The organism is Xanthomonas sacchari, assembly GCF_040529065.1.
Taxonomy (GTDB): domain Bacteria; phylum Pseudomonadota; class Gammaproteobacteria; order Xanthomonadales; family Xanthomonadaceae; genus Xanthomonas_A; species Xanthomonas_A sacchari.
The window spans coordinates 2,341,465-2,357,015 of the sequence record NZ_CP132343.1 but is presented as its reverse complement, the minus strand read 5'-3'; the positions used below and the strand labels follow the sequence as shown (position 1 = coordinate 2,357,015).

General features: G+C 68.9%; 11 protein-coding genes. 4 read left to right on the top strand and 7 right to left on the bottom strand.

Going from position 1 to position 15,551, the window contains the following annotated elements; all coding sequences use genetic code 11:
• Window positions 1-2: 2 nt before the first annotated feature.
• The gene (locus RAB71_RS09985) at window positions 3-1,175 is read left to right on the top strand and encodes a YgcG family protein (protein WP_010340035.1); all 1,173 of its coding nucleotides are present in this window, start codon (window positions 3-5) and stop codon (window positions 1,173-1,175) included.
• 4 nt (window positions 1,176-1,179) lie between these two features.
• Here the strand turns inward: RAB71_RS09985 and RAB71_RS09980 are convergent, their stop codons facing one another.
• The 5 genes from RAB71_RS09980 to ispG form a co-directional block, all read right to left on the bottom strand.
• Window positions 1,180-2,739: a molecular chaperone DnaJ gene (locus tag RAB71_RS09980; RefSeq protein WP_010340036.1), complete on the bottom strand. Its 1,560-nt coding sequence runs from the start codon at window positions 2,737-2,739 to the stop codon at window positions 1,180-1,182.
• Window positions 2,736-4,427, bottom strand: a complete 1,692-nt coding sequence (locus tag RAB71_RS09975; RefSeq protein ID WP_010340037.1) for a molecular chaperone HscC — start codon at window positions 4,425-4,427, stop codon at window positions 2,736-2,738. The genes RAB71_RS09980 and RAB71_RS09975 overlap by 4 nt, the downstream gene beginning before the upstream one ends.
• Before the next feature lie 354 nt (window positions 4,428-4,781).
• Window positions 4,782-5,060, bottom strand: a complete 279-nt coding sequence (locus RAB71_RS09970; protein WP_100223976.1) for a hypothetical protein — start codon at window positions 5,058-5,060, stop codon at window positions 4,782-4,784.
• 148 nt (window positions 5,061-5,208) lie between these two features.
• The gene (locus tag RAB71_RS09965) at window positions 5,209-5,919 is read right to left on the bottom strand and encodes a phosphatase PAP2 family protein (protein ID WP_010340039.1); all 711 of its coding nucleotides are present in this window, start codon (window positions 5,917-5,919) and stop codon (window positions 5,209-5,211) included.
• Window positions 5,900-7,165 carry a flavodoxin-dependent (E)-4-hydroxy-3-methylbut-2-enyl-diphosphate synthase gene (ispG, locus tag RAB71_RS09960; protein WP_010340040.1) on the bottom strand — a complete coding sequence of 422 codons (1,266 nt, stop codon included), beginning with the start codon at window positions 7,163-7,165 and terminating at the stop codon, window positions 5,900-5,902. Before ispG ends, RAB71_RS09965 begins: the two co-directional genes overlap by 20 nt.
• Window positions 7,166-7,289: 124 nt before the next feature.
• Here ispG and RAB71_RS09955 point away from each other — a divergent pair, with 124 nt between their 5' ends.
• From RAB71_RS09955 to RAB71_RS09945, 3 genes are all read left to right on the top strand, one after another.
• Complete coding sequence (locus RAB71_RS09955; RefSeq protein ID WP_010340041.1) at window positions 7,290-8,513, top strand: ATP-binding protein; 1,224 nt, start codon at window positions 7,290-7,292, stop codon at window positions 8,511-8,513.
• Window positions 8,510-9,076, top strand: a complete 567-nt coding sequence (locus RAB71_RS09950) for a response regulator transcription factor (protein ID WP_010340042.1) — start codon at window positions 8,510-8,512, stop codon at window positions 9,074-9,076. The genes RAB71_RS09955 and RAB71_RS09950 overlap by 4 nt, the downstream gene beginning before the upstream one ends.
• Before the next feature lie 82 nt (window positions 9,077-9,158).
• Window positions 9,159-10,952, top strand: coding sequence for a bifunctional diguanylate cyclase/phosphodiesterase (locus RAB71_RS09945; protein WP_029561673.1), 1,794 nt, complete (start codon window positions 9,159-9,161; stop codon window positions 10,950-10,952).
• Between the two features lie 28 nt (window positions 10,953-10,980).
• On the opposite strand, the gene RAB71_RS09940 is transcribed toward RAB71_RS09945, so the two are convergent.
• Entirely contained in the window at window positions 10,981-12,543 is a 1,563-nt protein-coding gene (locus RAB71_RS09940; RefSeq protein ID WP_010340044.1) for a sodium/sugar symporter, read from the bottom strand.
• A 104-nt stretch (window positions 12,544-12,647) separates the two neighbouring features.
• Window positions 12,648-15,266 carry an exo 1,3/1,4-beta-D-glucan glucohydrolase gene (locus RAB71_RS09935; RefSeq protein ID WP_050946501.1) on the bottom strand — a complete coding sequence of 873 codons (2,619 nt, stop codon included), beginning with the start codon at window positions 15,264-15,266 and terminating at the stop codon, window positions 12,648-12,650.
• Between the last annotated feature and the right edge of the window lie 285 nt (window positions 15,267-15,551).

The following is a 15,551-nucleotide window of genomic DNA, read 5'->3' as shown; positions in this document are numbered from 1 at the left end:
CGATGCGCAAGCAGCGTCCACACGTCACCACCCCGCGCCGCAGCCCCGACACACTGCGCACCTGGGCGCCGTTCCGGCTCGGTACGCTGCTGCTCCTGGCCCTGCTGCTGTGGCCGGCGCTCGGCCGCGGCGCCGTCGCCATTCCACCCTACACGCCGAACGTGGTCGATCCCGCCGGCACGCTCAGCGCGGAGGACACGCAGCGGATCAACGCGGCGCTGCAGCGCCTGCGCGAGCGCCAGCACATCTGGGGCGCGGTCTACATCGTGCCATCGCTGCAGGACGAACCGATCGAGCGCCTGGCCGAGCGCGCCTTCCGCACCTGGCGGCTCGGTCAGAAGGGCACGGACAACGGCCTGCTGCTGGTGCTGGCGATGCAGGACCGGCGTTTGCGCTTCGAGGTCGGCTACGGCCTGGAAGGCGTGCTGCCCGACTTGGTCGCGCGGCACGCGCTGGACGATTACCTGGCCCCGCGCCTGCGCCAGGGCGACACCGCCGACGCCATCGTGGCCGCCTTCGACTTCATGGGCCGCGCCGCGGCGCAGGATCCCGAAGCCGTCGCCGAACTGGCGCAACCGGCCGACGACGGCATGCACTGGCGGCGCGGCGCCATCGCCTGGGTGGGCCTGCTGGTGCTGGTGTGGCTGCTGCTGCCGCTGCGCAGTGCCTGGACTGGCATCCTGCGCAGGCGCCTGCTGCGGCTGCACCCACGCCTGGCGGGCAAGCCCGAGGAACTGGTGCAGGACACCGCACGTGGCGGCTTCTGGGCGTGGTTCATCCGCCTGTTCCTGAGCGCCAACCCCGGCATCTTCGTGTTCCTGCTGTCGGCCAGGTCGATGACCATGTACGTGATCTTCCTGGCGCTGGAACTGCTGATCCTGGTGCTGACCCTGGCCGTCGCCACGCAGCGCTACCGCTCGCCGCAGCGCTACAGCCGCTTCCTGCAGGCGCTCGCACGGCGGCGCAACGCGCTGATCCGCAAGGGCCACATCGCCGAGACCGCGCCCGGCGTGTTTGCCTACACCGCCAGCTACTACGCCGCCCAGGCCGCCAAGGAACGCGCCGCGGCCGAGTCCGCAGGATCGTCCTCCTCGTCTTCGTCTTCGTCCTCCAGCAGCGACTCGTCCTCCGGCGGCGGCAGCTCCGGCGGCGGCGGCGCCAGTTCGAGCTGGTAACCGATCAGGCCACCGCCCTCTTTCTGGCTCTCCACTGCGAGATCAGATCGCCAAGCCAGGCGATCGCGGTACCGCCGAGCGCGACCTGCGGGTAGAGGACCAACATCCCGACTCCCAAGAAAGCAGCCTTGAGCACGAAGAATCCAGCCCACACCCAGCCCCAACCCCATTCCAGCTGAAGCCGGTATCCAGCACGGCGCATCCAGCGTACAACCGCGATCAGCAACAGTGGCAAGGCGATGGCTGCGGCAGCCCAGGACTTGTCCGCTGCAATGCATGCAATGGCGACCATGCCGATCATCGGGATGAAGAAGCGCTGCAACAGCGGGCGTCTGACGCAGGCATCGGTTTCGTGTCGGGACTGCCAACGCAGCAGCGAAGCGAAGCAATCCCAGGCAAGCCAACCACCAACGATGACAGCGGCGCCGATGCCGCCGGCCTTCAGCATCGGCGAGATCCCGGGTGCCGGATTGCGATCGAGCATCGCCAACAAGAGGCACAGAAGCAGGAAGGCTGCTGCCGCGATCAGGCTACGCGCCACTCCGACCATGAAGGCAATCGGATTGAACATGTGCCGTTCGCCGGCCAGATACCAGGTGTTGGCACGCTCTCGCTGCAACGGCGGTGGTGGCTTGCGACCGTCCGGCACGTAGCCGATCAGTTCAAGCAGTCGCCGCATGCGGGTGGGCCGGCCTGGCCACAGCATCGCCGCGAACACCGCACTGTCGGACGCCGTCGGGCCCAGCAACGCCAACAACTTGCGCACATAGGGAACCGATGCGTCTGGGTCGCCGCGCCGCCGCAGCGCCTCGCTCAGCTCTCCATGGCCGGACGGTTGCAGCCGCCAACGCTGGTGCATCCGTGCGCAGGCATGCTGCACGAAATAGGGATCGGGCGCGTCCAGCGCCTGCTCCCAGTCGAAGAAATCGGCAAGTACCTCGTAGTGGTAGAGGCTGAGCGTTTCCTCGTGTTCGAGCAGATGGCGCTGCAGCTCGGCACCGATCTGCGGCTTGTGGTCCAGCGACCACAGCTCCGGTTGCGCGAGCAGCCAGGTGTGCAGCGCTGCCGGTTCCAGTTGCTGCGCTTGATGCAGGATGCGCAACTGCATCTGCGCCATGTCCACGGACGGGGGCTCCGTCTCGGCAAACGCGATCCTTGATGCGACAGCAGGAAGACGGATGGCTGGCGTTTCGGCCGCCTCAGGCTCTGCGAAGCGTTCGGGCGCTTCCGAGACGTCGGCAGGCTGAAGCACGTCGGCATCGCGCTGCGTGGGCGCCGGCACGGCTTCCTGCGCCAAGGAAGCCCGTGCAAACCCGACATCCGCCTGCGCCTGCAGTACATCATCCTGGTGTTCCAGGCCCTCGACGGCCGGCTCTGCCGGGCGATGCTCAGCGGCGAAGTGCCGCGCCCAGCCAAGCGCCGCCTGGTAGGTCTCGTGGAGTTGCTGAAAGCCGGCCGGATCTTCGTCCGGACGGGTCACCTTCAGGCGCGCGGCGTACGCCCGCTTGATGGCACGCTCGTCGGCGTCCTCATCCAGCCCCAATGCCGCCAAAGCCCAGCTCATGCGCGCGCTTCCAGCTCGTCCAGTGCCTGGGCCAGTTCCTGGCGATGGCGTTCGATACGGACCGTCTCCTGGCTTTCGAGCACCGCGCGGAACTGGTCGAGCCAATGCTGCAGCGTCTGGCGTTCGTCGATGTACTCCTCGTAGACGCGCTCGATGCGTGCCAGCATCGCCAGGTTCTGCTGCTGGTCGCGCGGGTGCACCTTCAGTTCGGCCAGGGCCAGCAAGCGCCGGGCGATTTCGTCGCGGTCGAGCAACCCGGGATTCTGTTCGAGGATCAATTCGTGCCGCTTGCCGGTGGCCTCCTCGACGACCTCGACCTGCAGCAATCCGTCCACGTCATAGGTGAATCGGGTCAGCACGCTCTGCTCGTTGCGCGGGCGCTTGGGATCCAGCGCCACCCGCACTTCGCCCAGCTTGATGTTGCGCTCGACCATCGGGTTCTCGCCCTGGTAGACATCGATGACCACTTCGGTCTGGCGCTCGTGGATGGGATAGAAGGTGTCTTCGCGACTGACCGGCACCACGCTGTTGCGCGGAATGATCGGATGGAAATACCCGTTGCGCAGTTGTCCATCGCCGCCGCGGCGCGACACCTGCGTTCCCAGCGTATAAGGACAGACATCGGTCAACACCACCTCGCGCAGGCTCTCGTCGCGGCTCTTCAGGCCGGCCGCCACCACCGCTCCCAGGGCGATCGCATGGTCGGGATTGACATGACGCAGCGGCAGGCGGCCGAGCATGCGCGTGGCCAGACGGCTGATCATCGGCATGCGCACCGCGCCGCCGACCAGCACGATGTCGTCCAGCTCCGACGGCCGCAGCTTGGCATCGCGCAGCGCACGTTCGATCGGGGCGCGCATGCGCTGCAGCAAGGGCTCGGCCAGCTGCGCGAAGCGCGACTCGTCGATGTCCCAGCTGTACGTCTGCCCGGCGATGCTCAGGCTCACTGCGGCCTGCGCCTGGGTGCTCAGTTCGCGCTTGAGTTGCTCGATCCGTCGCCGCAACTGCGCGCTGTCGCTGGGCGCGAGCTTGGCCGGATCGAGCCGATGCTCGCTACAGAAACCGTCCACCAGCACCTGCAGGAAGTCTTCGCCACCGAGGAAGTTGTCGCCTGCGCTCGCATGCACTTCCACCACGCCGTCGAACATTTCCAACAGCGACACGTCGAACGTGCCGCCACCAAGATCGAGCACCAGCACGCGGCCTTCTCCCCCGCGCTCCTGCAGCCCATAGGCCAGCGCGGCGGCGGTCGGCTCGTTGATCAAGCGTTCGACGCGGATGCCGGCCAGTTCGCCGGCCACCCGGGTGGCCTTGCGTTGCGCGTCGGAGAAATAGGCAGGCACGCTGATGACCGCTTCCTCCACCTTCTCACCCAGCGCGGCCTCGGCGTCGGCGATCAGGGAGCGCAGGATCAGCGCGGACAACTCTTCCGGACGGAAACTGCGCTGCCCCAACCTGGTCTCGCGCGGGCTGCCCATCCAGCGCTTGAACGCGGCCACGCTGTGGCCCGGATGGGTCACCAGGCGATCGCGGGCGGGCTGGCCGACCAGTAGGTTGCCATCGTCGTCGACGCTGACCACCGACGGGGTCAACAGGCCGCCGTGTGGATTGGCGAACAGGCGCCCACCGTCGGCGTCGTGGATGCCGATCAGCGAGTGGGTGGTGCCGAGGTCGATACCTACGATCATGTGCGGATCCTTGTGTCCCTATCCATTATGAAAATTCTAGACGTGCGTGTGCAGGGCGCGATGCTGGATGTCCTGGATCAGCGAGAGGGCCTGGAACAACAGCGCGACCACGTGCCGGGCCAGGCACCGGCCTGGATCATGACGACCAGAGGTACGCACAGCACACCCACCACGCCAAGCCCAGGAGGGATCGCCTTTCGGGATTCGGTCTGCATGCAACCTGCCATGCGGGATGTCGCGACGTAGGCGAGCGCGGAACCGACGCCCCCCCCCATCCGCCGCTACGCATTCCGACAGGATGACGATACTGGCCGAAGCAACCACCCAGCAATGCGCGAGGCATCAGTTCGGCCTTCAACACCGGGGCGTGCACGAGATCGGCCAGGGACCCACGACCAGCGGAGGCACTGCCGCCGGTGGCACCAGCGACACGTCTACCTGCAGGTCATCGATCGTGGCGCGCGCGTGCTGCGGCCACGTCGGCGCTTCCGCCCAGGCCAGTGCCGCCCGATAGGTCGCGTACAACTGCTGGAACGCGACCGGGTCGTCGTCGGGCCGGGTTTTCTTCAAGCGCAGCGCGTAGGCGCGCTTGATCGCGCGCGGCCGCATCGGGCGGCAGTTCCAGCGCCTCATCGACCAAGCTTCGCCGCCGCAACGCTGCGCCGTTCGACGTCCATCCCCCTGCTTGCCCCCTATCCCTGCAAGATCGCGTTATCGGCGACTGCCGCCTGAACTTGAGCGCGCTGCGCTACGGTGCGTCGCCACGCATCGAACGGCGCCGCTAGGACACGGCGCGCCGCACACGCCAGCGCGGCCGGCGCGCGCCGCGGAACAGCAGCAGGTACAGTCCCACCACCCACACCAGCGCCGCGCTCCAGCCGCCGAGGATATCGGAGGGGTAATGCACGCCCAGGTACACCCGCGAGATGCCGACCAGCAGGGTGAAGCTGCCGGCCAGCCACAACACCGGCCAGCGCCAGCGGGTACGCCAGCTGAGCGCGATCAGCACCGCGGCCAGGGTCATCGAACCCATCGCGTGGCCGCTGGGGAAACTGAAGGTGTGGTGCTCGGGCGCGATCGATTCCCACAGGCTCGGCCGGTCGCGCTGGAAGAACTGCTTGGCGCCCATGTTCAGCAGCGCCGAGCCGATGAAGGACAGCGCGGCGAACAGCGCTTCGCGCCAGCGGCGCAGGCCCAGCAGCACCAGCACGATCAGCGTGTCCAGCGGGATCACCCCGTACTGGTAGCCGGCCTCGGTGACCACGGTGAAGAAGCGGTCCCAGCCCGGGCTGGTCAGGCCGCGCATGCTCCACAGCAACGGCTCGTCGAAATACAGGTCTTCGAGTGCGTGCACGTCCTCGGCAAGGGCCACGAACACGCCCAGCGGCAGCAGCACCCCGGCGAACAGCAGGACGATGCGCCAGGCATTCAGCCGCAACCAGCGGCGCAGCCCGGCCGCCTCCGCGGCGGACTCACCCGGTGCGGCGGACATAGGTCCGTTCGACGTACTCGTCGATCAGCGCCACGAACTCCTGGGCGATGTTCTCGCCGCGCAGGGTCACCTTCTTCTCGCCGTCGATGAATACCGGCGCGGCCGGCGCCTCGCCGGTGCCGGGCAAGGAGATGCCGATGTTGGCGTGGCGCGACTCGCCCGGTCCGTTGACCACGCAGCCCATCACCGCCAGGGTCATGCTCTCGGCGCCGGGATGGCTCACCTTCCACTCCGGCATCTTCGCGCGGACGTGGTTCTGCACCACCTTGGCCAGCTCCTGGAAGAACTCGGAGGTGGTGCGGCCGCAGCCCGGGCAGGCGGTAACCAGCGGAGTGAAGGCGCGCTGGCCGGTGGTCTGCAGCAACTCCTGGGCGACGATCACTTCCTGCGTGCGCGACTGCCCCGGCTCGGGGGTCAGCGAGATGCGGATGGTGTCGCCGATGCCTTCCTGGAGCAGCACCGCCAGCGCGGCCGCCGAGGCGACGATGCCCTTGCTGCCGATGCCGGCCTCGGTCAGGCCCAGGTGCAGGGCGAAGTCCGAGCGCTGCGCCAGGTCGCGGTACACCGCGATCAGTTCCTGCACGCCGCTGACCTTGCAACTGAGCACGATACGGTCGCGGCCCAGGCCCAGTTCCACCGCGCGCTCGGCCGAGTCCAGCGCCGAGCGGATCAACGCCTCGCGCAGCACCCGGCCGGCATCCCACGGCACCTCGCGCCGCGAGTTCTCGTCCATCAGCTGCGCCGCCAGCGCCTGGTCCAGCGAGCCCCAGTTGGCGCCGATACGCACCGGCTTGTCGTATTTCAGCGCGAACTCGATCAGCTGCGCGAACTGGGTGTCCTTCTTCTTGCCGAAGCCGACATTGCCGGGATTGATCCGGTACTTGGCCAGCGCCTCGGCGCAGGCCGGCTCGGCGGCCAGCAACTGGTGGCCGTTGTAGTGGAAGTCGCCGATCAGCGGCACCTCGATGCCCATCATCCGCAGCTTGTCGACGATGCGCGGGATCGCTGCGGCCGACTCGGGGGTGTTGACGGTCAGGCGCACCAGTTCCGAGCCGGCGCGCCACAGTTCGGCCACCTGCTTGACCGAGGAGGCGACGTCGGCGGTGTCGGTGTTGGTCATCGACTGCACCACCACTGGCTTGCCGCCGCCCATGGTGACGCCGCCGATGCGGACCGGCTGGGTGAGACGGCGCGCCCAGGGCGCGGCATCGGCGGGGGGCGTGGGGCGGCTGACGGCATCGTACATGCGCCCATTTTAGCCTGCGCAGCGCCTCCTTCCGCATGCGCCGGCACCTCCGATTCAGCGAGGCGGCGCCGCTGCGACGGTTTGTCGCAGGCAGGCCCCCGGCCCAGCGCATACGATGCGCAGCATGGATTCCACCGACGCCTCCTTCCTGCGCACCCTGTGCAGCCTGCGCTGGCTGGCCACCGCCGGCCAGGCCGCGACGATCCTGGTGGCGACCTGGCCGCTGCAGTTGCCGCTGCCGCAGGCGCCGCTGTGGGCCGGCGTGGCGGTGCTGGCGCTGTTCAACCTGTACGCGCAGCTGCGCCTGCGCCATGCCGACTCGGCCGCCCCGGCCACCGCCTTCGGCCACATCCTGGTCGACGTGACGGTGCTGACCTGGATGGTCGGCTGGAGCGGCGGCATCGGCAACGCCTTCGGCTCGCTGTTCCTGGTGCTCATCGCGCTGGCGGTGCTGGCGCTGCCGCTGCGCTGGGCGCTGGCGGTGGCGCTGGCCTGCGTGGCCGGCTATACGGTCAGCGCCGTCTTCGGCCTGCCGCTGCCGCACGGCCCCTACCGGGCGCTGGACCTGCAGCGCTGGGGCATGGCCGCCAACTTCCTGCTGTCCACGGTGGTGGTGCTGGTGTTCTCCACCCGCCTGGCGATGGCCATGCGCGAACGCGAGCGCGAACTGGCGCTGCTGCGCGAGCGCTTCACCCGCAACGAAGGCATCGTCGCCCTGGCCACCCATGCCGCCTCGGTGGCGCACGAGCTGAACACGCCGCTGGCGACGATGACCCTGCTCACCGACGACATCGCCGAACAGAGCACCCAGCCGGAACTGCGCGAAGACCTGGACACCCTGCGCGAACTGCTGGTGCAGTGCCGCGAGCGGGTACTGGCGCTGGCCGCGCCGGCGCAGCGCGCCGGCGGGCAGACGGTGTCGCTGGCGCAGGTGCTGCACCAGTGGCAACTGGTGCGGCCCACCGTGCGCCTGCGCCGCAACGACGACGCGCCGCTGCAGCTGCGCATGGAAAGCGCCATCGGCCACCTGCTGCAGGTCCTGCTGAACAACGCCGCCGACGCCGGCGAACGCGCCGGCCATCCGCAGGTGGACCTGAACGTGCGGGTCACCGGCAGCGAACTGGTCGGCGAGGTACGCGACTACGGCGGCGGCTTCGACGCCAACCAGGTCGGCCTGCCGGCCACCCTGTTCCGCAGCGGCAAGCCCGAGAGCATGGGCGTGGGCCTGGCGCTGTCGCATGCGACCATCGAACGCCTGGGCGGCGAACTGTGGACCGAGCCGGCGCCGGACCATGGCGCCCGGGTCGGCTTCCGCCTGCCGCTGCTCGCCCTGGAGACCTCCGCATGAACACCGAGACCCCGCTGGGCCTGCTGGTCGACGACGATCCGCTGTACCTGCGCACCCTGCAGCGCACCCTCGCCCGCCGCGGCCTGGAGACGCGCACCGCCGACAGCGCCGCCGCCGCGCTGGCGCTTGCCGCCGAGTCGCCGCCGGACTACGCGCTGATCGATCTCAAGCTCGGCGACGAATCCGGCCTGGCGCTGATCCAGCCGCTGCGCGCGATCCGCGCCGACATGCAGATCCTGCTGGTCACCGGCTACGCCAGCATCGCCACCGCGGTGGAGGCGATCAAGCTCGGCGCCGACGACTACCTGCCCAAGCCGGCCACCGTGCCGATGATCCTGCGCGCGATCGGCCTGGAGGCCGAGGAGGACGAAGACGAGGACGGCAGCGACGTGCCGGACGCGATGACCCCGCTCAGCCGCCTGCAGTGGGAGCACATCCAGCAGGCCATGCACGAGACCGGCGGCAACGTGTCCGCGGCCGCGCGCCTGCTCGGCATGCACCGCCGCTCGCTGCAGCGCAAGCTGGCCAAGCGGCCCAGCCCGCAGCGCGATCCGCCGCGCTGAGCGTGCGGCGCGGCGCCGCGGCAGCCTGAACCGCCCGTCCGGCCAGCGCTCAAGTCCCCTGCTACCGGGCCGATAACCCGGCATGCTGAAGTCTCCCCCACCCGCCTTGCTGGACGAGCCGCAACGGCTCAGTGCCCTGCGCCAGCTGTGCCTGCTGGACACGCCGGCCGACCAGGTCTTCGATCTGGTCACGCAACTGGCGTCCCGCTACCTGCGGGTGCCGATCGCGCTGGTCTCGCTGATCGACGAACATCGCCAGTGGTTCAAGTCCCGGGTCGGTCTGGAGGTGCCGCAGACGCCGCGCAGCCAGGCGTTCTGCGCCTACGCGATCCACAGCCCGGAACTGATGGTGGTGCCCGACGCGCGCCAGGATCCGCGATTTTGCGACAACCCGCTGGTCACCGGACCGCCGTTCATCCGCTTCTACGCCGGCGCGCCGCTGCTGATGGCCGACGGCGCCAGCCTCGGCACGCTGTGCGTGATCGACAGCGAGCCGCGCCACGAGTTCGATGATGTCGCGCGCCGCACCCTGCAGGACCTGCGCGACCTGCTGATGGTGCGCATCGACACCCTGCGCAACACTGGCTTCGTCGACGCGCTGACCGGCCTGCCCAACCGCAGCCGCTTCAACGACGACCTGACCATGTGGCTGTCGCTGCAGACCGCCGACCAGCACGACACCGCGGTGGCGATCGACGTATGCGGCATCGACTATTTCCGCGACATGGTCAAGGCGCTGGGCTGGGAGTACGCAGAAGGTTACCTGCTGGCCGCGCGCGACCGCCTGCGCAAGGCGCTGGGCACCCTGCCGCTGTACCGCATCGACACCACCAGCTTCGTGTTCATCATGGAAGGCAGCGACACCGCACATCTGGAGTACTGGTGCGAGCACGTCTGCGACGCCTTCGCCGCGGCGATCGACCACCAGGGCATTCCGCACGCGGCCAGCCCCTCGCTGGGCGCGGTGCGCCTGGATGGTGCGCTCAGCGCCAACCACACGGTGCGCTCGCTGACCACCGCGGTGGACATGGCGCGCCAACGCGGCCAGCGCTGGAGCCTGTACGAGCGCAACCACGACGCCAACCAGCGCAACGCCTTCCGCATCCTCGCCGCCTTGCCCGAGGCGCTGGACGCCAGAGACCAGCTGAGCCTGCACTACCAGCCGCGGGTGAGCCTGCGCAGCGGCGAATGCGTCGGCGTGGAAGCGCTGCTGCGCTGGCGGCATCCCTTGCTCGGGACGGTGGCGCCGAACGACTTCATCCCGCTGGCGGAAAAGACCGCACTGATGAGCCGCATCACCGCCTGGGTGCTGCGCACCGGCATCGCCCAGGCGGCGCTGTGGCAGCAGCGCGGCTATCGCTTCAGCGTCTCGCTGAACGTGTCGGCGGTGGACCTGGAGCAGGTCGACTTCATCGTTCGCCTGCAGGCGCTGCTGCAGCAGCACGCGCTGGCCCCTGGCGCGCTGGAGATCGAATTCACCGAGAGCGCGATGATCCGCGATCCGCAGCGGGTCGCCGAACAGCTGCAGCAGATCAGCGCGCTCGGGGTGAAGATCGCCATCGACGACTTCGGCACCGGCTACAGCAACCTCGGTTACCTGAAGAACATCCCGGCCAGCGCGCTGAAGATCGACCAGTCGTTCATCCGCGCCCTGCCCGGCAGCCGCAGCGACGGCATGCTGGTGCCGTCGATGATCCATCTCGGCCACGACTTCGGCCAGCAGGTGGTGGCCGAAGGCATCGAGAGCGAAACCGTGTATCGGATGCTGCGCGAGTGGGGCTGCGACGAAGGCCAGGGCTACTGGATCGCGCGGCCGATGCCGGCCGAGGCGCTCGACGCCTGGCTGGCCGAGCCGTGGCAGGGCGGCGACGCCTGAGCGCACCGCGCCACGGCCGGCCCGTGGCTCACCAGAACACCGCGTACAGCGCCACCAGGATCGCGATCACCACGGCGGCGCCGAGCTTGAAGCCCAGTGTGGTGCCGTAGCGCACATCGTCGGTGCGGATCAGGTCGCGCGCCGGCGCCAGCGGGGTGAGCAGCGACACCACCACCGCCGCCACCAGCGACAGCACGAACACCAGGCCGATGCGGTCCATGAACGGCAGTTCCGGCCACAGCTTCTTCAGCGCGAACGACAGCAGCACCGAACCGATCGCCGCGGTCAGCGCGCCGGCCTCGTTGGCGCGCTTCCAGAACAGGCCGAGCATGAAGATCACCACCACGCCCGGGGTGAAGAAGCCGGTGAATTCCTGGATGAACTGGAAGCCCTGGTCGAAATTGCCCAGCAGCGGCCGCGCGGTGAGGATGCCGATCAGTACTGAGGTCACCGCGGCCACGCGGCCGACCCGCACCAGCTGCGGCTGGTCGGCCTGCGGGCGGAACTTGGCGTAGAAGTCCAGGGTGAAGATGGTCGCCACCGAATTGATCTTGGACGCCAGCGAGGCCACGATCGCCGCCACCAGCGCGGCGAACACCAGGCCGAGGATGCCGCTGGGCAGCAACTGCATCATGGTCGGATAGGCCTGGTCGGGCTTGGCCAGGTCCGGCGCCAGCACCACCGCGGCGATGCCCGGCACCACCACCACTACCGGCATCAGCAGCTTCAGGAACGCGGCGAACACCATGCCCTTCTGCGCCTCGCCGATGTTCTTGGCCGCCAGCGCGCGCTGGATGATGTACTGGTTGAAGCCCCAGTAGCTGATGTTCATCACCCACAGGCCGCCAAGCAGCACGCTCAGGCCCGGCAGGTCCTTGTAGAACGGGTTGTCCTTGGACAGGATCATGTGGAAGTGCTCGGGGTGCGCGTTCCACAGATGCCGGAAGCCAGCGAGCACACCGGCGCCGTCGCCGATCTTCGACAGGGTCAGGCCGGCGACCAGCAGGCCGCCCAGCACAAGCAGGGTGACCTGCACGATGTCGGTCAGCGCCACCGCCTTCAGCCCGCCGTAGAGCTGGTAGACCAGCGCGAACACGCCGATCAGCGCCAGCGCCAAAGTCTGGTCCATGCCGGTGACCTGGCTCACCGCGATCGACCCCAGCCACAGGATCGAGGTCAGGTTGACGAACACGTACAGCAGCAGCCAGAACACCGCCATCAGCGTGCGGATCCACTTGCCGTAGCGCTGCTCCAGGAACTGCGGCATGGTGTAGATGCCGTTGCGCAGGAAGATCGGCAGGAAGAACTTGCCGACGATCAGCAGGGTCAGCGCCGCCATCCACTCGTAGGAGGCGATCGCCAGGCCGATCGCATAGCCGGAACCGGCCATGCCGATGATCTGCTCGGCGGAAATGTTCGCCGCAATCAGCGAGGCGCCGATCGCCCACCACGGCAGGGTCTTGCTGGCCAGGAAGTAATCTTCCGCGCTCTTGCGGTGCCCGGCCTTCTCCCGCGACACCCACTGCGCGAGCAGGAAGATGCCCGCCAGGTAGACCACCACGATCGCCACATCCAACGTCGCCAACCCCACTGCCTTCTCCTACGGGCCGCAGCCCTGTCGCACCGTTGTCCATGACGCCGCCCGCGTGGGCGGCGCCGCTCGTTCGATAACCCGTTCGCCGCCTGCGCCGCCGCTCAGTGCAGCGGGCAGTCGACCACGCTCTGCGCCTCGTTGCTGCTGCCCAGCGCGATCCGCGACAGCGCCAGGTCCAGTGCGCCGTCGCTCTCGATCTCCGGCAGACGCTCCAGCCGGGTCAGGTCGGCGCCGGCCGCCGCGAAGCACTTCAACGGCACGCCCAGCGTGCGCCACTCGCCCTTGGGCAGCGCGGCCAAGGCCTTGCCCAGGTCCACGCGCGCGCCGCAGTCGTGGCCGCAGGCCACGCCGATGCGCGCGGCTGCGCTGGGCGCCGCGTCCACCTTCAACGTCAGGATCAGTTGCACGTCGCCATTGCTCTCGCGCGAGACGTCCAGCGGCTTGGGCAACACCAGCGCCAAGCCGGACTTGCCGCTGCCGGACCAGACGAAGCGGCGCGCATCCTCCTGCGCCTTGTCGTCGATCGCGGTGACCTTCAGCGATCCGTCGGCCAGTGCCGCCGGGAAGGTCGCCGCCGGCAGATTGGCCTGCGTGCCGCCGAACAGGATCAGGTTGATGCCCACTGCCGGCTTGCCGCGATCCAGATACACCCCGCCCACCGCCTGCGCACCGGACACGCCCGAGACCTCGGACAGCCGGCTCAGATCGCCCTTGTCTTCGTAGGTGAGGCCATAGCCGAAGGCGAACTGCGGGCTGTAGTTCTTCTGCCCGACGTTGTTGGCGAACTGCACAGCGGTGCGCGGCCAGGAGAAGCTCAACTTGCCGTGGAAGTCGTACTGCACGCTGCCGTCCGGCTTGCGCAGCAGCACGTCGGCGATGCCGGCGCCTTCGGAGCCCGGCAACCAGGCCGCGACGAAGGCGTCGGCGGCGTTGATCTCGCGGTTCACCCACAGCGGCCGCCCGCTCAGGAACACCGCCACCACCGGGATGCCCTGGGCCTTGAGCGACTTGATGAGTTCCAGGTCGCTGTCGTCGCCGGGCTTGTACAGCAGCGTGGCGATGTCGCCCTGGAATTCGGCGTAGGGATGCTCGCCAAACACCACCACCGCCACGTCCGGCTTGGTGGTGAACTTGCCGTCCACCGCCAGTTCGGCACTGCCGCCGGCGGCGCCGACCTGCTGCTGCAGGCCCTCCCAGATGGTGGTGCCATTGGGGTAGTCGGCGCGCTTGGTGCCGGTGCCCTGCCAGTTGAGGGTCCAGCCGCCGGCCTGCTTGCCCATGTCGTTGGCGCCGTCGCCGGCGACCAGCAGCTTGAGCTGCGGCTTCAGCGGCAACAGCTGCCCCTGGTTCTTCAGCAGCACCAGCGATTCGCGCACCGCCTGTCGCGCCACCGCGCGGTGTTCGGGCGCGCCGAGCAATGCGAACTTGCCACCGAGCGGACGCTGCGACGGCTTGCCGGCCTCGAACAGCCCCAGGCGCAGCTTGACCCGCAGGATGCGCCGCACTGCATCGTCCAGCCGCGCCATCGGGATCTGACCGGACTTCACCGCCTTCAGCGCGTTCTCGTACACGCCCTTCCAACTGTCCGGCGCCATCAGCATGTCGACGCCGGCGTTGAACGCCGCCGGGCAATCGTCCTTGCGGCAGCCCGGGACCTGGGCATGGCCGTTCCAGTCGCCGACCACGAAGCCGCCGAAATGCATCTGCCCCTTCAGCACGTCGGTCAGCATGACCTGATTGCCGTGCATCTTGACCCCGTTGACGCTGTTGAACGAGGCCATCACCGTCTGCGCCCCCGCCGCGATCGCCGGCGGATAGCCGGCGCCGTGGATGTCGCGCAGTTGCTGCTCGCTGATGCGGGTATCGCCCTGGTCCTTGCCGTCGGTGGTGCCGCCGTCGCCGAGGAAGTGCTTGACCGAGGAAATCACGTGCGACCCGTCCAGGAAACCCGGCGTGCCGGGCACACCCTGCAGCCCCTCGACCACCTTGCCGGCGAAGCTGGCCACCACCTCGGGCGACTCCGAATAGCCTTCGTAGGTGCGGCCCCAGCGGTCGTCCTGCGGCACCGCCACGGTCGGGGCGAAGGTCCACTCCATGCCGGTGGTGCGGGTCTCGGCGGCGGTGATCTCGCCGATCTTGCGCATCAGTTCCGGGTCGCGGGTCGCGCCCAGGCCGATGTTGTGCGGGAACAGCGTGGCGCCGACGATGTTGCTCTGCCCGTGTACCGCATCGATGCCGAAGATGATCGGGATCGCCGGGCCGGCGCCGTCGGTCTGCATCGACGCCGTGTAGTAGGCATCGGCCAGGGCCAGCCACTGCGCCGGGCTGGCGTCGTACTTGCCGCCGGGATCGGAATTGCCGCCGGCCAGCACCGAGCCGATGTGGTACTTGCGCACGTCCTCCGGGGTCATGCTGCCGATGTCGCCCTGCACGGTCTGCCCGACCTTCTGCTCCACCGACATCTGCGCCATCAGCTTGGTGATGCGCGCCTCCAGCGCCGGATCCTCCTTCAATGGCCAGGCCGGCGACGGCCACCGGTCCGGATGGATCGGCGGCGGCGGTGCGGCCGCCGGTGCGACCGGCACGGAGCGACCGGGAACCGCGGCGGCCAGTGCCAGCAGGCCCAAAGCGGCGGCCGCGGCCAGCGCCGTGCGAAGCGGCGCGCGCGCGCCAGCGGTCTGTGTGTGCAAGAGACTCCCTCCCAGGAACGGCGAACGCATGCCATGTCGCGGCCGGACCGCACACGCCGAGGTGCGGCCGGCGCCTACGCTTCCCGAATCGCCCCAAGCCTGTCAACCGCGGCGCAAGGTATGCCTCGATGCCGCACGGATATCGACTGACGCTATAGCGATGGAATACCGGCTGCGCTTGTGGCGGCTGGCGTCTGCTCAGCTTTCACTACGACACTCGGCAGCGTTGCGACAGGAGATTTGCTGCACCGCAATAGACTCGATATCGCGCCCTGCGCAAATGGAGAGTCGTGCCGTAGAGACTGCCGGGTGCCA